Annotated in this window: 13 protein-coding genes; 4 read left to right on the top strand and 9 right to left on the bottom strand. The window is 73.8% G+C overall.

Annotation, left to right across the window (positions count from 1 at the left end; all coding sequences use genetic code 11):
* Window positions 1-25: 25 nt before the first annotated feature.
* From AB0G35_RS01005 to AB0G35_RS00980, 6 genes are read right to left on the bottom strand one after another with little or no spacing between them, the layout of a single operon-like run.
* Window positions 26-1084 (bottom strand): aldolase/citrate lyase family protein, encoded by a 1059-nt coding sequence (locus AB0G35_RS01005; RefSeq protein ID WP_360941584.1) that lies wholly within the window; start codon window positions 1082-1084, stop codon window positions 26-28.
* Window positions 1081-2316, bottom strand: a complete 1236-nt coding sequence (locus AB0G35_RS01000; RefSeq protein ID WP_360942064.1) for a CoA transferase — start codon at window positions 2314-2316, stop codon at window positions 1081-1083. The genes AB0G35_RS01005 and AB0G35_RS01000 overlap by 4 nt, the downstream gene beginning before the upstream one ends.
* Window positions 2317-2336: 20 nt before the next feature.
* The gene (locus AB0G35_RS00995; protein WP_360941581.1) at window positions 2337-3809 is read right to left on the bottom strand and encodes an ADP-ribosylglycohydrolase family protein; all 1473 of its coding nucleotides are present in this window, start codon (window positions 3807-3809) and stop codon (window positions 2337-2339) included.
* Window positions 3806-5137, bottom strand: coding sequence for an ADP-ribosylglycohydrolase family protein (locus AB0G35_RS00990; RefSeq protein WP_360941578.1), 1332 nt, complete (start codon window positions 5135-5137; stop codon window positions 3806-3808). The genes AB0G35_RS00995 and AB0G35_RS00990 overlap by 4 nt, the downstream gene beginning before the upstream one ends.
* Window positions 5134-6429 (bottom strand): ADP-ribosylglycohydrolase family protein, encoded by a 1296-nt coding sequence (locus AB0G35_RS00985; RefSeq protein ID WP_360941575.1) that lies wholly within the window; start codon window positions 6427-6429, stop codon window positions 5134-5136. The genes AB0G35_RS00990 and AB0G35_RS00985 overlap by 4 nt, the downstream gene beginning before the upstream one ends.
* Window positions 6426-7586: an ADP-ribosylglycohydrolase family protein gene (locus AB0G35_RS00980; protein WP_360941572.1), complete on the bottom strand. Its 1161-nt coding sequence runs from the start codon at window positions 7584-7586 to the stop codon at window positions 6426-6428. The genes AB0G35_RS00985 and AB0G35_RS00980 overlap by 4 nt, the downstream gene beginning before the upstream one ends.
* Window positions 7587-7896: 310 nt before the next feature.
* Between AB0G35_RS00980 and AB0G35_RS00975 the strand changes: the two genes are divergently transcribed.
* The 3 genes from AB0G35_RS00975 to AB0G35_RS00965 all read left to right on the top strand — a co-directional run bounded on the left by AB0G35_RS00975 (window position 7897) and on the right by AB0G35_RS00965 (window position 14972).
* Window positions 7897-8628, top strand: a complete 732-nt coding sequence (locus tag AB0G35_RS00975) for a VIT1/CCC1 transporter family protein (protein WP_360942061.1) — start codon at window positions 7897-7899, stop codon at window positions 8626-8628.
* 289 nt (window positions 8629-8917) lie between these two features.
* Complete coding sequence (gltB, locus tag AB0G35_RS00970) at window positions 8918-13519, top strand: glutamate synthase large subunit (protein WP_360941569.1); 4602 nt, start codon at window positions 8918-8920, stop codon at window positions 13517-13519.
* Window positions 13512-14972 (top strand): glutamate synthase subunit beta, encoded by a 1461-nt coding sequence (locus AB0G35_RS00965; protein ID WP_360941566.1) that lies wholly within the window; start codon window positions 13512-13514, stop codon window positions 14970-14972. Before gltB ends, AB0G35_RS00965 begins: the two co-directional genes overlap by 8 nt.
* 386 nt (window positions 14973-15358) lie before the next feature.
* On the opposite strand, the gene AB0G35_RS00960 is transcribed toward AB0G35_RS00965, so the two are convergent.
* Window positions 15359-15934 (bottom strand): hypothetical protein, encoded by a 576-nt coding sequence (locus tag AB0G35_RS00960; protein WP_360941563.1) that lies wholly within the window; start codon window positions 15932-15934, stop codon window positions 15359-15361.
* Between the two features lie 67 nt (window positions 15935-16001).
* Between AB0G35_RS00960 and AB0G35_RS00955 the strand changes: the two genes are divergently transcribed.
* Window positions 16002-16763, top strand: a complete 762-nt coding sequence (locus tag AB0G35_RS00955; protein ID WP_360941560.1) for a winged helix-turn-helix domain-containing protein — start codon at window positions 16002-16004, stop codon at window positions 16761-16763.
* Window positions 16764-16817: 54 nt separating this feature from the next.
* On the opposite strand, the gene AB0G35_RS00950 is transcribed toward AB0G35_RS00955, so the two are convergent.
* Both AB0G35_RS00950 and AB0G35_RS00945 read right to left on the bottom strand, forming a co-directional pair.
* On the bottom strand, window positions 16818-17315 hold the full coding sequence (locus AB0G35_RS00950) for a PPOX class F420-dependent oxidoreductase (RefSeq protein ID WP_360941557.1): 498 nt from the start codon (window positions 17313-17315) through the stop codon (window positions 16818-16820).
* 69 nt (window positions 17316-17384) lie between these two features.
* Window positions 17385-17876, bottom strand: coding sequence for a hypothetical protein (locus AB0G35_RS00945; RefSeq protein WP_360941555.1), 492 nt, complete (start codon window positions 17874-17876; stop codon window positions 17385-17387).
* Window positions 17877-18072: the final 196 nt, after the last annotated feature.

The following is an 18072-nucleotide window of genomic DNA, read 5'->3' as shown; positions in this document are numbered from 1 at the left end:
CGGGACCCACCGGTCCCGGGCCGCCTCATTGTCTGCGCTCGGCCAGCGACAGCACCCGCCGGGCGCCGGCCACCACCGCCGCGTCCACGAACCGCCCGTCCGTCAGCGCCTGGGCCCCACCGTCCGCGGCGGCCGCCCGGACGATCTCCGCCGCCGCCTCGACCTCCTCCGGTGAGGGCAGATGGGCCGCCTCGATGACCGGGAGCTGACGCGGATGGATCGCCGCCCGGCCCAGGAACCCCATGGCCCGGCCCTCGGCGCAGGACCGGGCCAGCCCCTCCAGGTCGTGCACGTCCGGATAGACCGACTGCGGCGGCGGCGCCAGCCCGGCCGCCCGGGCCGCGACCACCGCCCGGCTGCGCGGCCAGGCCAGCCCCGCCTCGTCCCGTACCCCCAGCTCCGCCGCGAGGTCGGCCTCGCCGAGCGCGATCCCGCGCAGCGCCGGGTGGGCGGTGGCGATGGCGAAGGCGTGCTCGATGCCGAGGGCGGATTCCAGCAGGGCGTAGAGCGCCGGGGTGGCGGGCAGCGCCCGGGTGGCCAGGCCGGCCGCGGGGGCGAGGGTGGCGGTGGCCGTACCGGGGCCGGGACGGGCCGGGCGGGCGCCGCGGGCGGTGCGCCCGGCGGCGAGCCGGCGGCCGAGGGCGGGCCCGGCCACCGGGGTGGTCACCTGCTCGGCGAACCGTTCGTCCGCCGGTACGCCGAGCGGTCCGGCGGCCGTCGTGGCCCAGCCCGCGGCCCGTCGGATGTCGGCCGGCCCCTGCACCTTCGGCAGCCGCAGCCCGGCCAGCCCCGGAAGCGCGGCGAGGGTGCGGATCTCGCGCTCGGCGAGCGGACCGTCCAGTGCGTTGACGCGGACGTGCACCGGCGCCGGGCCCGGCGCCGGGTCGCTCAGCAGCTCGGCGGTGGCCCGCAGCGCGTACTCCTTGCGGTCCGGGGCGACCGCGTCCTCCAGGTCGAGCACGATCACATCGGCACCGCAGCCGAGCGCCTTGGCGACCGTCCCGGGCCGGTCGCCGGGCACATAGAGCCAGGTCAGCGGCGTTACGGCGGGGGATTCCCGGGGCAGCGGCGGGGCGTTCGTCACAGCGCGCCCGCCTCCCGCAGTCCGGTGATCTCCGGTTCGCCCAGGCCGAGGGCGGCCAGGATCTCGTCGGTGTCCGCGCCGTGCGGGCGGCCGGCCCACCGGACGGCGCCCGGGGTCTCGGACAGCCGGAAGAGGACGTTCTGCATCCGCAGGGGGCCGAGCTCGTCGTCCGGGACCTCGGTGATCGTTCCCAGCGCCGCGTACTGCGGGTCCGCCAGCACGTCCCGGACGTCGTAGATCGGCGCGATCGCCGCCTCGGCCAGTTCGAAGGCGGCCAGCACCTCGTCGCGGTCGTGCCGGGCGATCCAGTCGCCGACCGCGGCGTCCAGCTCGTCGGCGTGCCGGGCCCGGCCGGCGCCGGTCGCGAACCAGGGCTCGTCGATCACCTCCGGCCGGCCGACCAGCCGCATCACCCGTTCCGCGACCGACTCGGCGGAGGTGGAGACCGCGACCCAGGAGCCGTCGGCGGTGCGGTAGGTGTTGCGCGGGGCGACGTTCGCGGAGCGGTTGCCGGTGCGTGGCTGGACGTGGCCGAGCTGGTCGTACCAGAGCGGCTGCGGGCCGAGGACGGTCAGCAGCGGTTCGATCAGGGCCAGGTCGACGACCTGGCCGCGGCCGGTGGCCTCCCGCCCGTGCAGCGCGGCCATCACGGCGTACGACGCGGTGAGCGCCGCGATGCCGTCGGCGAGGCCGAACGGCGGCAGGGTCGGGGGCCCGTCCGGCTCACCGGTGATCGCCGCGAACCCGCTCATCGCCTCGGCGAGGGTGCCGAACCCGGGCCGCCGGGCGTACGGGCCGAACTGCCCGAAGCCGGTGACCCGGGCCAGCACCAGCCGCGGGTTGACGGCGGAGAGTTCGGCCCAGCCCAGCCCCCATTTCTCCAGGGTCCCGGGCCGGAAGTTCTCGATGACGACGTCCGCCCCGGCGGCCATCCGCAGCAGCACCTCCCGGCCGCCCGGATGGGACAGGTCGAGCGTCATGGTCTTCTTGTTGCGGCCCAGCAGCTTCCACCACAGCCCGACGCCGTCCTTGGCGGGCCCGTGGCCGCGCGCGGGATCGGGCCGGCGCGGATGCTCGACCTTGACGACCTCCGCCCCGAAGTCGCCGAGCAGGGTGGCGGCGAGCGGCCCGGCGAACAGCGTGGCGAGGTCGAGCACCCGCAGTCCGGCGAGCGGGCCGGGGGAGCGGGCGGCGTCCGGGCCGGCGGGGGCGCCGGCCGCGGGCCGGGACATCCCGGACAGGGACGGGTCGGTCATGGTGCGGTCGCCTCCGGTCGGTCGGGCGAGGGGGCGGCTCGGTCCGGCGGGACGACGAGCGCGGCGGTGCGGTGGGCGAGGGCGTCGAAGCCGATGCCGTCCAGTCCGCCGACACCGGTGGCGAGCCGGTTGCGCAGCGGCGCGGTCCAGTGGCCGGGCAGCGCGTCCGGCGACCCGGCGAGCAGCCCGGTCAGCGAACCGGCGGTCGCCCCGTTGGAGTCGGTGTCCCAGCCGCCGGACACCACCCGGCAGACGGAACCGGCGAAGTCACCGTCGGCATGGGTCAGCGCGGCGGCCAGCAGCGCGGCGTTCGGCACCGCGTGCACCCAGTGGTGGTGGCCGTACGCGGCGTGCAACTGGTCGGCCACGGCGGCGAATCCGGCCGGTGTGCGGTCCGGCGCCTCACAGGCCAGGGCGATACCGCGGCGGACCGCCCGGGCCAGCCGGGAGCGCGGCGGGACCACCGCGAGGCCGGCCCGCAGCGCGCCGTGCACATCGGTGCGGCCGCCCCCGGCCGCGGCCAGCGCGGCGGCCGTGAACATCGCCGCGTAGACGCCGTTGGCGGTGTGGCTGAGGGTGGCGTCCCGCCAGGCCAGCGCCGCGGCGCCGGCCGGGTCGCCGGGCCGGGTCCAGCCGAAGACGTCCGCCCGGATCTGCGCGCCGATCCACTCCCGGAACGGGTTGCGGTGGCGCGCGGTGTGCGGCGGCTCGATGCCGTCCAGCACATTGCGGTACGCGATCCGCTCGGCGGTGAAGGTCCGCCCGGCGGGCAGCTCGTCGAGCCACAGCCGTGCCACGTCGGCGGTGGTGAAGTCGGGCCCGTGCCGTTCGAGGAGCAGCAGGTTCAGCACCGGGTAGTTGAGGTCGTCGTCCTCGGGCATCCCGTCGATGTTCCCGGCGAGCGAGGTGGCGCGGCTGCGGCGGTTCCACGGGTACCGCGCGGCCACCGCCGGATCGAGCCCGTTCTCGGTGAAGTACGAGGTCAGCGGCCAGTTCCCGGTCGCGCGGGCGAGCGCCCGGATTCCGTTCAGCGGCAGCTTCTCGACGGGCTTGCCGAGCAGGCAGCCGGCCGCCCGCCCGAGCCAGGCGGCCTCCAGCCGGGCGACGGCCGGGCCCTCGGGTACCGCGTCGGTACGCGCCAACGGCCATGAGGCACAAGCGGCCTGAATGCCCGTCAGCTCAGTGGGCTCGTCATCGGCCAACGGGCCGGGCAGCGCGGCGAGTTCGTCGAGCAGGGCGGTCGCGGTGGTGCGCAGGGCCGGGTCCGCGGGGCGGTCCGAGGCGCCCGCCCGCTCCGGTGCCGGTGCTCCGCCCGCCTCCTGCCAGCGCCGCGCGATCCCGGCCACCGCGGCGGCGTCCCGGCCGTCCTCCGCCGCCTGCCGCAGTTCGTGCCCGAGCAGGTCCTCGGGCTGCACCCAGGTCAGCCGGAGCGGTGCCGGACGGGCGGCGGCCGGAGCCTTCGTCGTCACGGTGCGCCCGCCTCCGTCAGCGCCGGGATGGCCGAGATCGCGGTGAACGCCTGCTCGTGGGTGCGCGCCCGGGCCCGGTCGCGGGTGAAGATCTCGCGGGCGACCGTCGCCAGCGCCGCGCCGGGGGCCTGCAGATCGAGCCGGCTGGCCCGGGCGACCTCGGTGCTCCACTCCTCCGGCACCGCCGAGGCACCGCGCAGCGCACCGGCCAGCGCGCCGCTCATCGTGGCGATCGAGTCGCAGTCCCGGCCGTAGTTGACCGAGCCCAGCACGGTGGACCGGAAGTCCCCGCCGCCGACCAGCAACATGCCCAGGGCGATGGGCAGTTCCTCGATCGCGTGCAGCCGGGAGGGGCGGCGGGCGCCGAGCGAGGGGTTGCGGTAGTCCGGGCCGACGGTGTCGAACGGGGCGACTGCGGCCCGCAGCGGGGCCAGCGCCGACTCGTGGTCGCGCAGCGGCGCGGCGGCCTCGCAGACCGCCTCGATCGCGGCGCGGGTGCCGTCCTTCGCCAGCCGCAGCGCCTGCACGACGACCGAGGACGGGGTGGCGTCGGGCAGGAAAGCGGCGGCCACCGCCGCGGCGAACACCCCGGCCGCCTCCCGCCCGTAGGAGGACTGGTGCGCACCGGCGATGTCCAGCGCCTCGGCGTAGGCCCGGTCCGGATTGCCGGCGTTGACCACACCGACCGGCGCCATGTACATCGCCGCACCGCAGTTGACGATGTTTCCGACGCCCGCCTCGCGCGGATCGGCGTGCCCGTAGTGCAGCCGGGCCACGATCCACTTCTCCGCGAGGAAGATCCGCTGCAACGGCAGCGCCTCGGCCTCCAGCTCCGGGATCCAGCGGGGGGTGCCGATCAGGTCCGGGACGAGGTGGTCGGCGACGTCGTAGGCGTCGAGGTGGTCGCGCACCGACTCGTAGACCCGGACCAGCGCATGGGTCATCAGGGTGTCGTCGGTGACGTGGCCGTTGCCCTTGTGGTACGGCGCGAGGGGGCGGGCGGTGCGCCAGTCGTCGTGGAACGGCCCGACGATGCCGGTGATCCGGCCGCCGTGCCGTCTGACGATCTCCTCCGGCGTCCGGCCCTCGACCGCACCGCCGAGCGCGTCACCGACCGCGGCGCCCATCAGGCAGCCGATCGCCCGGTCCTCCAGGGAGGGGGTCTTGGGGGCGGCCGGCGGTGCGACGGGCGTGGGCGGGGCGGACACGGCGGGGGCGGCGGGGGGTGGGGAGGTGAGGGGGGTGAGGGGCAGGACCTGGGTGGCCTGGAGGTCGAGGGTTTCGGGTGCGCCGGGCTTCTCCGGTGCGGTGTCGCTGGTGTACGTCATGTGCGGATGAGTCCTTCCACGAGGGGGGCGGGGGAGGGTGCCGGAGCGGCCTCCGGCGCGGCATCGGGCGGGGCTGCGGGGCCGGTGTCCGCCGGGCCCGCGGCCGCGGGTCCTTCCGGGGCGGTCAGCTCCGCCCGGGCCAGTGCGCCGGCCAGTTCGACGAGGTCGGTGCCGGCCAGCCGGGGCAGTGCGCAGCCGGACAGCACCCGGCAGGCGTCGCGCCAGGTGCGGGGGAGGGCGGGGGCGCCGCCGAGCGCGCCGGTCAGCGCCCCGGCGAGGGCGGGCGCGGAGTCGGCGACCCGGGAGAGGCAGGCGGCGGCCGGCACCGCCTCGGCGACCCGCCCGTCGGTCGCGAGCGCCAGGGCCAGGGCGACGGGGACGGTCTCGGCGGCGGCGATGCCGTAGCTGTAGACGTGGTCGACGATCTCGTGCTCCAGGACCGGCACCAGGGCGAACGCGGTGCCGGGGCGGCCGGGCCGGCCGGCGGCGTGGGTACGGGCGAGGCGGACCGCGTGCAGGGCGTTGCGGCGGATCTCGGTGCCGTCGGGCAGCTGGGCCAGCGCGGCGTCCACCGCGCCGGACGCCGGGGCGCCGCCGAGCGCGACGGCCACCGCCGCGGCCGTCGCCCGGGCCCCGTGCACCCCGTCGCCGTCCTGGGTGTAGCGCGCGTCGTACTCGGCCAGGTCGGCGGCCGCGGCCGGGTCGCCCGGGTGCACCACGGCCAGGACGGCGGCCCGGACGCACGCCGCGTCGTCGAAGAAGTGCGGGTTGTCGTGGCCGGTGGCGGGCGGCCGCAGCCCGGCGGCGAGGTTGCCGAGCCCGGCGCGTACGGAGATCCGGGCGCGCAGCGGCAGGACGGCGGACTCCACCTCGGGCGCCCGGTCGGCGGCCGCGGCGACCTCGCCCGCCAGCGCGTTCCAGGCCAGGTCGAGGGCGGCCCGCATCCGGCGGTCCCGGCCCAGGTCGCTGAGCAGCGCCCCGGCCGCGGTCAGCACGGACCCGGCGGTGAAGGCCGCCCACTCGGCGTCGTCGGACGGGCCCAGGCGCAGCGGCTCGGGCGGCTGGTTCAGGGCGATCGGCACCGGCAGGGTGGTGGTGGCGTTCTGCTCCGCGAAGGTGTCCAGCTCACGGGTGAGCCGCCGGGTCCACTCCGGCATCCGCGCCGCCCGGTGCCGTGCCGCGGGCCACCCGGCGGCGTCCCCCGCGGCCAGCCCCAGCAGCAGCCCCTCGATCCGGCTGTGCGCGGCCCCCGCGGCGCCGGCGTCCGCTCCGCCGTTCACCGCGAGGCTCATCCCGGCCCCACCCCGGCACCGGCCTGCGCCCCGGGAACGGGCTGTGCCGCACCGGGCCCGCCGGTCCGGCCCCCGTCCACCGCGTCCGGTGCCAGCAGCTCGGCGATGTCCAGGACGTGGTAGCCGGCCATCGACGGGAGGCAGCTGCCGCGGGCCGGGCCGATGGCACGGGCCCACTCCGCCGGGATCGCGGTGGCTCCGCCCAGGGCCCCGGCCAGGGCGCCGGCGACCGCGGCGGTGGTGTCGGCGTCCCGGCCCATGTTGACCGCGGTCAGCACCGAGTCCCGGAAGTCCCCGCGGGCCGCCGCGAACGCCCCGAAGGCCAGTCCGACCGCCTCCGGCGCCAGGTCCGTCCAGGGATAGCCGCCGACCACCACGGCGGAGCGCACCGCGCGTTCCGTGCCGAGCCGGGTGATGCGCGGATCGTGGCCGCAGCGCCGGGCCGCGCCCACCGCCCGGCGCAGCGAGCGGGCGGTCCAGGAGTCCTCCGGGACGACGGACAGCGCGGCGGCGAGCACCACGTCGGTGAGGGCGGCCCCGCCGGGCGCAGAGCCTCGGGAGGGTCCTTGGGGGAGGGCGACCATCGCCGCGGCGACCCCCGCGGCCACCGCCCGGCCGCCGTAGATCCCCTCGCCGTCATGGCTGACCGTGCCGTCGATGGCGACCAGCCGGGCGGCCTCGGCGGGCCGGCCGGCCGCGAACACCCCGAACGGCGCGGCGCGCATCGCCAGCCCGTCGCTCCAGGCGTGCCGGTGCTGGGCGGAGATCGGGGCGGCCAGCCCGCGCCGCAGGTTCTCCAGGGTTCCGCGTTCGCTGAAGCCGGCGCCGCGGAACGGCCCCTCGTCCCGGTCGGCGATCCACTGGTGCCAGGCCGCCTCGACGTCCGCGACGGTCAGCGCCGAGCCGTGCGCGGCCAGCAGCAGTCCGGAGAAGATCGCGTACTCGGTGTCGTCGGTGCCGGCCGGGTCGTCCTCGACGTAGCCCTCGATCCGGCCCCAGCGGCGGCGGATCTGCGAGGGCTTCATGTTCTCAGCGGGGGCGCCCAGCGCATCACCCACGGCGAGCCCGAGCAGCGCCCCGCGGGCCCGGTCGCGTACGCCGTCGACGGCGCTGACCGGGGCACCCGGCTCCGGGGACGGGGGGTCCGCTGCGCTCATGGTGCTATGCGTGCCACGCCGCGCCCCGGCTCTCCTGCGCCGGGCCGCGAGGTCACCCGGTCGACGCCCCGCCCGGGACCCCGTACGGCCCCGGAAGAGCCTCGGCGAGCGGTCGGCAAGCGGCCCGATCACCGCCCGTGACGGGCCTGTCATCACCGACTTTTCGAAGAAACCGCAGGTCAGCGCGGTAAGTTCGGCCTTCCTTGCTAGCGGCGGAGGGTGATCCCCGCATAACTTCGAGGGGTTGCAGGGGGAAGTGCCGCCATCGGCCCACACCTCGTGGAAGGGAGCAGGTCCCGATATGTCCGTCATGGAGATCATGGATGCCGCGGCACCGACGCATGTGGCGCACCGCGACAACCACACCCACCGCGACGTCAACGGCGGCTGGCTGCGCCCCGCCGTCTTCGGCGCGATGGACGGTCTGGTCTCGAACCTCGCCCTGATGACGGGTGTCGCGGGCGGTGAGCTGTCGCAGCAGACGATCATCATCACCGGCCTCGCCGGGCTGGCCGCCGGCGCCTTCTCGATGGCCGCGGGGGAGTACACCTCGGTCGCGTCGCAGCGCGAGCTGGTGCAGGCCGAGCTGGACGTCGAGCGGGACGAGCTGCGCAAGCACCCCAAGGACGAGCAGGAGGAGCTCGCGGCCCTCTACGAGTCGCGGGGCGTCGAGCCGGAGCTCGCCCGCAAGGTCGCCGAGCAGCTGTCCCGCGACCCCGAGCAGGCGCTGGAGATCCATGCCCGTGAGGAATTGGGCATAGACCCGTCCGACCTTCCTTCTCCCGCCGTTGCCGCCGTTTCTTCCTTTGGATCCTTTGCGCTGGGCGCGCTTCTCCCTGTCCTTCCTTATCTGTTGGGCGCTTCCGCGATCTGGCCGGCGGTGCTGCTCGCGCTGGCCGGACTGTTCGCCTGCGGCGCCGTCGTGGCCCGGGTGACCGCCCGCTCCTGGTGGTACAGCGGACTGCGCCAACTCGCCCTCGGCGGCGCCGCCTCGGGTGTGACATACGCCCTGGGGGCACTGTTCGGGACCGTCGTAGGGTGACGTGTCATACGGGTGACTGCATAATTAACCCGTTACCCCGCGGTTTCGGTTCGTTGACGACCGGGCATAAGGCCCTGGCGTCGCGGGCAATGTCGCTCGCCGAACGCCGCCCTGTGGGACGGCTCGTTTCCGTCCGCGTCCAAGACCCACCGCGCCTGCGGTGTCCGCATGTTGGAAGCCCCTTTTCGGTTCTCGGGAAGCGGGTCATCCTGTAACCTGCACGAAATTTCGCGGAGGGCCAACGTCGTCCCTCGGCAATGCCTATGCCACGACGACGTTGGGAGAGCCGATGCGCTTCGCGTCCACGCACTCCGCGACCACCAGCAGCGCCCACGCCGCCTGGTCGCCCATGGACGGGCGCCCCGCCCAGCAGGGGATGTACGACCCGCGCAACGAGCACGACGCCTGCGGCGTCGGCTTCGTGGCCACCCTCACCGGCGAGGCGAGCCACGCGCTGGTCGAACAGGCGCTCACCGTCCTGACGAACCTGGAGCACCGCGGTGCCACCGGCTCCGAGCCCGACTCGGGCGACGGCGCCGGCATCCTGCTCCAGGTGCCGGACGCGTTCCTGCGCGAGAACGTCACGTTCGAGCTCCCCGAGGCCGGCGCCTACGCCGTCGGCATCGCCTTCCTGCCGTCCGACGCCCAGGCCGCCGCCGACGCCGTCTCCCGCATCGAGACCATCGCCGGCGAGGAGGGCCTGGACGTCATCGGCTGGCGCGTCGTCCCGGTCGCCCCGCAGCTGCTCGGGAACGGCGCCCGCGCCACCATGCCGGCCTTCTCCCAGCTCTTCGTGAGCGACGGCGAGAACACCGGCCTGGCCCTGGACCGCAAGGCCTTCGCGCTGCGCAAGCGCGCCGAGCGCGAGGCGGGGGTCTACTTCCCCTCGCTGTCCGCCCGCACGATCGTGTACAAGGGCATGCTGACCACCGGCCAGCTGGAGCCCTTCTTCCCGGACCTGTCCGACCGCCGCTTCGCCACCGCGATCGCGCTGGTCCACTCCCGCTTCTCCACCAACACGTTCCCGAGCTGGCCGCTGGCGCACCCGTACCGCTTCGTCGCGCACAACGGCGAGATCAACACCGTCCAGGGCAACCGCAACTGGATGCGCGCCCGCGAGTCCCAGCTCGCCTCGAAGCTCTTCGGGGAGTCGGCACTGGAGCGGATCTTCCCGGTCTGCACCCCGGACGCCTCCGACTCCGCCTCCTTCGACGAGGTCCTGGAGCTGCTCCACCTCGGCGGCCGCTCGCTGCCGCACTCCGTGCTGATGATGGTCCCGGAGGCGTGGGAGAACTCCCCCTCCATGGACCCGGCCCGGCGCGCCTTCTACCAGTACCACTCCACGATGATGGAGCCCTGGGACGGCCCCGCCTGCGTCACCTTCACCGACGGCACCCAGGTCGGCGCGGTCCTCGACCGCAACGGCCTGCGCCCCGGCCGCTACTGGGTCACCGACGACGGCCTGGTCGTGCTCTCCTCCGAGGTCGGCGTCCTCGACATCGACCCGGCCAAGGTCGTCCGCAAGGGCCGCCTGCAGCCCGGCAAGATGTTCCTCGTCGACACCGCCGAGCACCGCATCATCGAGGACGACGAGATCAAGGCGCAGCTCGCCGCCGAGCACCCCTACCAGGAGTGGCTGGACTCCGGCCTGATCGAGCTCGCCGACCTGCCCGAGCGCGAGCACATCGTGCACACCCACGCCTCGGTCACCCGCCGCCAGCAGACCTTCGGCTACACCGAGGAAGAGCTGCGGGTGCTGCTCGCCCCCATGGCCAAGACCGGCGCCGAGCCGATCGGCTCGATGGGCACCGACTCGCCGATCGCCGCGCTCTCCGAGCGCCCCCGGCTGCTCTTCGACTACTTCACCCAGCTCTTCGCGCAGGTCACCAACCCGCCGCTGGACGCCATCCGCGAGGAGCTCGTCACCTCGCTGATCTCCTCCCTCGGCCCCCAGGGCAACCTCCTGGAGCCCACCGCGGCCTCCTGCCGCAGCGTGACCCTGCCCTTCCCGGTCATCGACAACGACGAGCTGGCCAAGCTCATCCACATCAACGCCGACGGCGACATGCCCGGCATGAAGGCCGTGACCCTCTCCGGCCTCTACCGGGTCTCCGGCGGCGGCGACGCGCTGGCCGCCCGCATCGAGAAGATCTGCGCCGAGGCCGACGCCGCCATCGCCGACGGCGCCCGCCTGATCGTGCTCTCCGACCGGCACTCCGACGCCGAGCACGCGCCGATCCCGTCGCTGCTGCTGACCGCCGCGGTCCACCACCACCTCATCGCCACCAAGACCCGCACCCAGGTCGGGCTGCTCGTCGAGGCCGGCGACGTCCGCGAGGTGCACCACGTCGCCCTGCTCATCGGCTACGGCGCCGCCGCGGTCAACCCCTACCTGGCCATGGAGTCCGTCGAGGACCTGGTCCGCGCCGGCACCTTCCTGCCCGGCATCGAGCCCGAGACCGCCATCAAGAACCTCATCAAGGCGCTCGGCAAGGGCGTGCTGAAGGTCATGTCCAAGATGGGCATCTCCACCGTCGCCTCCTACCGCGGCGCGCAGGTCTTCGAGGCCATCGGCCTGGACGAGGACTTCGTCGCCCAGTACTTCCACGGCACCGCCACCAAGATCGGCGGCGCCGGCCTGGACGTCATCGCCAAGGAGGTCGCGGCACGGCACGCCAAGGCCTACCCGGCCACCGGCATCGCCGCCACGCACCGCGCGCTGGAGATCGGCGGCGAGTACCAGTGGCGCCGCGAGGGCGAACCGCACCTCTTCGACCCGGACACCGTCTTCCGGCTCCAGCACGCCACCCGCAGCCGCCGCTACGACATCTTCAAGAAGTACACCGAGCGGGTGAACGAGCAGTCCGAGCGCCTGATGACGCTCCGCGGCCTGTTCGGCTTCAAGTCCGACCGCCCGGCCATCCCCCTGGACGAGGTCGAGCCCGCCTCCGAGATCGTCAAGCGCTTCTCCACCGGCGCCATGTCGTACGGCTCCATCTCCCAGGAGGCGCACGAGACCCTCGCCATCGCCATGAACCAGCTGGGCGGCAAGTCCAACACCGGTGAGGGCGGCGAGGACCCCGAGCGCCTCTACGACCCGGCGCGCCGCTCGGCCATCAAGCAGGTCGCCTCCGGCCGCTTCGGCGTGACCAGCGAATACCTGGTCAACTCCGACGACATCCAGATCAAGATGGCGCAGGGCGCCAAGCCCGGCGAGGGCGGCCAGCTGCCCGGCCACAAGGTCTACCCCTGGGTCGCCAAGACCCGGCACTCCACCCCCGGCGTGGGCCTGATCTCCCCGCCGCCGCACCACGACATCTACTCCATCGAGGATCTCGCCCAGCTGATCCACGACCTCAAGAACGCGAACCCGCAGGCGCGGATCCACGTCAAGCTGGTCTCCGAGGTCGGTGTCGGCACGGTCGCGGCGGGTGTGTCGAAGGCGCACGCGGACGTGGTCCTGATCTCGGGCCACGACGGCGGTACGGGTGCCTCCCCGCTGACCTCGCTCAAGCACGCGGGTGGCCCCTGGGAGCTCGGCCTCGCCGAGACCCAGCAGACCCTGCTGCTCAACGGGCTGCGCGACCGCATCGTCGTGCAGACCGACGGCCAGCTCAAGACCGGCCGCGACGTGGTCATCGCCGCCCTGCTGGGCGCCGAGGAGTACGGCTTCGCGACCGCACCGCTGGTGGTCTCCGGCTGCGTCATGATGCGCGTCTGCCACCTGGACACCTGCCCGGTCGGCATCGCCACCCAGAACCCGACGCTGCGCGAGCGGTTCAGCGGCAAGGCCGAATACGTCGTGAACTTCTTCCAGTTCATCGCCGAAGAGGTCCGCGAGCTCCTGGCCGAGCTGGGCTTCCGCAGCCTCGACGAGGCCATCGGCCACGCCGAGTTCCTCGACACCACCCGGGCCGTCAACCACTGGAAGGCGCAGGGCCTCGACCTCGCCCCGCTGCTGCACGTCCCCGAGCTGACCGAGGGCGCGGTCCGCCACCAGGTCGTCGAGCAGGACCACGGCCTGGAGAAGGCGCTCGACAACGAGCTGATCAAGCTCGCCGCCGACGCGCTGGCCGCGGACACCGCCGAGGCCGCCCAGCCGGTCCGGGCCCAGGTCGCGGTCCGCAACATCAACCGGACCGTCGGCACCATGCTCGGCCACGAGGTGACCAAGAAGTTCGGTGGCGCCGGCCTGCCCGACGACACCATCGACATCACCTTCACCGGCTCGGCCGGCCAGTCCTTCGGCGCGTTCCTGCCGCGCGGCATCACCCTGCGCCTGGAGGGCGACGCCAACGACTACGTCGGCAAGGGCCTGTCCGGCGGCCGGATCGTGGTCCGCCCGGACCGCTCTGCCTCCCACCTCGCCGAGTACTCCACCATCGCCGGCAACACCCTCGCCTACGGCGCCACCGGCGGCGAGCTGTTCCTGCGCGGCCGGGTCGGCGAGCGGTTCTGCGTCCGCAACTCCGGTGCCACGGTGGTCTCCGAGGGCGTCGGCGACCACGGCTGCGAGTACATGACCGGCGGCAACGCGGTCATCCTGGGCGAGACCGGCCGCAACTTCGCGGCGGGCATGTCCGGCGGCTTCGCCTACGTCATCGACCTGGACCGCAACAACGTCAACAAGGAACTCGTCGACGCGGTGCACCCGCTGGACGAGAACGACAAGCAGTGGCTGCACGACGTCGTGCGCCGCCACCAGGAGGAGACCGGCTCCACCGTCGCCGAGAAGCTCCTCGCCGACTGGGATGCCGCGGCCCCGCGGTTCAGCAAGGTCATCCCGCCCACGTACCAGGCAGTGCTCGCCGCCAAGGAAGCCGCCGAGCAGGCCGGACTCTCCGAGTCCGAGACCCACGAGAAGATGATGGAGGCGGCGACCAATGGCTGACCCCAAGGGCTTCCTGAACCACGAGCGCGAGACTGCCAAGACCCGCCCCGTCGCGGAGCGCGTCAAGGACTGGAACGAGGTCTACCAGCCCGGCTCCCTGCTGCCGATCATCGGCAAGCAGGCGTCGCGCTGCATGGACTGCGGCATCCCCTTCTGCCACAACGGCTGCCCGCTCGGCAACCTCATCCCCGAGTGGAACGACTACGCCTACCGCGGGGACTGGAGCGAGGCCAGCGAGCGGCTGCACGCGACCAACAACTTCCCGGAGTTCACCGGCCGTCTGTGCCCCGCCCCCTGTGAGGCCGCCTGTGTGCTGGGCATCAACCAGCAGCCGGTGACCATCAAGAACGTCGAGGTCTCCATCATCGACAAGGCGTGGGACAACGGCGACGTGACCCCGCAGCCGCCCGAGCGGCTCTCCGGCAAGACCGTCGCCGTCATCGGCTCCGGCCCGGCCGGTCTCGCTGCCGCCCAGCAGCTGACCCGGGCCGGCCACACGGTCGCGGTGTACGAGCGCGCGGACCGCATCGGCGGCCTGCTCCGCTACGGCATCCCCGAGTTCAAGATGGAGAAGCGCCACATCAACCGCCGCATCGAGCAGATGCGCGCGGAGGGCACCAAGTTCCGCACGGAGGTGGAGATCGGCCGCGACATCGACGCGAAGAAGCTGCGCAAGCGCTACGACGCGGTCGTCATCGCCGCCGGCGCCACCACCTCCCGCGATCTGCCGGTGCCCGGCCGGGAGCTCAAGGGCATCCACTTTGCGATGGAGTACCTGCCGCTCGCCAACAAGGTGCAGGAGGGCGATCTGACGGTCGCCCCGATCACCGCCGAGGGCAAGCACGTGGTCGTCATCGGCGGCGGCGACACCGGCGCGGACTGCGTCGGCACCGCCCACCGCCAGGGCGCGGCCTCCGTCACCCAGCTGGAGATCATGCCGAAGCCGGGCGAGGAGCGGAACGCGAACCAGCCCTGGCCGACCTTCCCCATGCTCTACAAGGTCACCTCCGCACACGAGGAGGGCGGCGAGCGGGTCTACTCCGTCTCCACCACCCACTTCGAGGGCGACGAGGACGGCAACGTCCAGTGGCTGCACCTCATCGAGGTGGAGTTCGTCGACGGCAAGCTGGAGCAGAAGCCGGGCACCGAGCGGAAGATCCCCGCCCAGCTGGTCACCCTCGCCATGGGCTTCACCGGCACCGACCAGCAGAACGGCCTGGTCGAGCAGTTCGGCCTGGAGCTCGACGCCCGCGGCAACATCGCCCGCGACGCCGACTTCGCCACCAACGTCCCCGGCGTGTACGTCGCCGGTGACGCCGGCCGCGGTCAGTCGTTGATCGTGTGGGCCATCGCCGAGGGCCGCTCCGCCGCCCGCGGTGTGGACCGCTTCCTGACGGGAGCCAGCGCCCTGCCGGCTCCCATCAAGCCGACGGACCGCGCACTGGCTGTCTGACAACACGGCGCGCACGGTGCGCGTCCGTCCCTGAATGTCCCGTACAACGTCGTACGGAGGCACGGGTACCGGGGCCCGCCCCGGATCCCGTCCGCGGCGCCTGTCTTTTCTCCCCGACCGGAGGGCAGGCGCCGCGGGTCTTCCCGGAATACCCGCGGCACCCTGCTCGTTGAGGGCCCCACAGGGGGCGCTCGCATCCCCTAGGGGATCTGTTCGCCCCACCCCTACGGGTCCCGGCCCTCCACGGGCCCCAGCCCCCATGGGTCTCGGCCCTCCATGGGCCCCGGCCCCTCACCCCCTACGAGCCCCGCCCCGCCCCTTCCCCCTCCGAGCCCCCGCCCCCTCTCGCGCCCCCTCGCCCACCCCCGCGTCCACCTCAACGGCCCCTACGAACCGCTGGGTTCGGCGGCCGGGTAGCGGTGGCCCAGTTGGCGGGCCATTTCCCGGGCGGGGACCGGTACGGCGCGGTCCGGGGGAGCGGCCGACGGCCGGAAGTCGTGCACCGGTGGACGCCACGCCCCCAGGTCGATCCGCCGGTCGCTCAGCGGCAGCACCCACCGCGGATCCGCGTGCACCCGCAGCACCTGTGCCTCGATCTGCGTCCACGCCCCGTCGGTCACCGTGCGCTCCCCGACCCGGCGGGCTTCCAACTGCACCGGACAGTGCGCCAGTCGGGGCGGGCGTACCAGCTCCGACGGCTCCGTCCAGGGTGCCTCCGCCAGGGGCGGCGGTGCCCCCGGTCCTTCTTCGGTCCCCGTCGCGTCCGGCGGCAGATTGAAGACCACGTCCGGGCGTACCGCGAGGTTCCTGGCGGTGCGCCCCCGGGTCGGTAGCCAGAGGTTCACGACCGGGCCGAGCTCCCACCGGATCCGCAGCTCGACCAGGATGAATGTTCCGTCGTCGTTCTCCGTGGACAGCAGCGCCGGGGTGACCGAACTGCTCTTCTCCAGCGCGCCTCTCATGCCGTTGAGGATAGAAGCCGGATGATTCGGTGCTCACCGAAATGTTATCAGAGGTTACTCTGTGTACATGAACCGATGGGACGCAGATCTGGAAAAACTCGCGGATACCCCCGATCTCGCCGCGCTCGCGGCGCTGCTCGCGGACCGCACCCGCGCCGCCATCTGCATGGCCCTGCTCGACGGCGGCACCTGGACCGCCGGAGAACTCGCCGAATACGCCGGGGTGGCACCCTCCACGACCACCGAGCACCTCAACCTCCTGGTCGCCGGCGGGCTGCTCGCCGAAGAACGCCAGGGACGGCGGCGCTACGTCCGCCTGGCCGGCCCGGACACCGCGGAAACCCTGGAGAACCTCGCCGGCCTCGCCCCCTACCGCCCGGTCCCGATCCGCTCCCTGGCCGAGGCCAACCAACGCCGGGCCCTGCACCACGCCCGTACGTGCTACGACCACATCGCCGGCGCGCTGGGCTGTGCCCTCGCCGAGGTCATGATCGAACGCGGCCTGCTGGCACGGGAATACGGCCTGGTCCTCACCGCCGCCGGCGCCCACTGGCTGGCCGCCCTCGGCATCCCCGACACCGGCCCGTCCCTCGCCCACCGCGCCCACGTCCGTACGTGCCTGGACTGGACGGTGCGGCGCCCGCACCTCTCCGGTGCGCTCGGCGCCACCCTCTACCGCCACACCCTGGAGCGCCGATGGATCGTCAAGTCCCCGACGACGCGCATCCTCGGCGTCACCGAAGCCGGGCGCGCGGCCTTCCGCGACCGCTTCGGCCTCCCCGAGGAAGCCCTCTCCCCGTCCCTGACCTTCCCCGCCCCGCGCGGCTGACGGCGGTCAGGCCGGGTCGTCGTCGGATGCCCGCTTCCCGGGTGCCTGGTCGACCTACGCCTGACTGTCGTCCGGTGCCTGGTCGTCGCCGGTCACGAGGCGGGCCGGGAAACCGCCGGTGGCGATCGGGCCCCAGCGCAGCGGGGTCACCCGGATCAGTGACTTTCCCTGCTTGCGCATCGCCTCGCGGTACTCGTCCCAGTCCGGGTGCTCACCGGCGATGTTGCGGTAGTACTCGACCAGCGGCTCGACCGACTCCGGCGCGTCGACGACCTCCGCCTCCCCGTCGATCTGCACCCACGGGCCGTTCCACTCGTCGGACAGCACCAGCACGCTGGCCGACGCCACCCGGCGGAGATTGCGGACCTTGGCGCGCTCCGGGTACGTCGACATGACCAGGCGGCCGGAGTCGTCCACCCCGCAGGTCAGCGGCGAGGCCTGCGGGGTGCCGTCGGAGCGGCGGGTGAGCAGGATCGCGCGGTGCCGGGGGCGGACGAACTCCAGCAGCTCGGGCAGGTCGACACGGGTGGTGGTGGCGATGGAAGGGCTCATACGGCGAGGGTAGGCGCTGGAGCGCACTCCCACGCGAAGGCCCGACAAGCGTGCCGTGCCTGCCGGCCGTCAGCCCTTCAGCAGCTCCTTGCCGGTGGCCGCGTCGACGACCTTCCGGTCACCGAGGGCGTCCTTGAGCCGTATGGTCACCTTGTCGGTGGCCAGCATCTCGGTGCACATCCCCTTGGAGCTCTTCCGCTTTCCCCAGCCGGTGACGACCACGAGCCCCTTCGACTCGTGGCTGCGCGCGCCGAAATGTGCGTCGCAGGCGCTGTGCCCGACGGTCACGGTGAACTCCCGGGCCGCGGCGGCGTCCTTGGGGCGCTGCGCCTTCACCAGCGGAAGCAGCGCCTGCTTGCGGCCGTGCACCGGCGAGATCTTCGGCCAGTCCCGCACGATCTGTGCGGCCCGCTCCTCGAACGCGTCCTGCTTCTTCTGCGGCGGTTTGCTGCTCACCGTCTGCTGCTCCTTGCCGCAGCCGGACAGGGCGACGGCGCCGGACACCGCCAGCGCGAGCACGGCGGTGAGCGTACGGGTGCGGGAGTGGGGGATTCCTCGCATGACATGCCTCCTTGGTTCACGGATGAGACGTGGCAGGCGCAAGACCGGTTCCGGCCGGATTTCGCCGGACTGCCTCCGCGGCTGCGCCACCCTGATCCGCGGGCCCCCGGCCGCGCGCCCGCCGTCCGCGGTGACGGGCCCGCGCCCCCGCCCGCACGTTCGCCGTTCGCTCAATCCGCCCACGGCGCAATCCGGT

Source organism: Streptomyces sp. NPDC021749 (assembly GCF_040640655.1).
In the GTDB taxonomy this organism is placed as follows: domain Bacteria; phylum Actinomycetota; class Actinomycetes; order Streptomycetales; family Streptomycetaceae; genus Streptomyces.
Note: the sequence above shows the minus strand (reverse complement) of the source record. Positions and strands in the feature narration are given on the sequence as shown.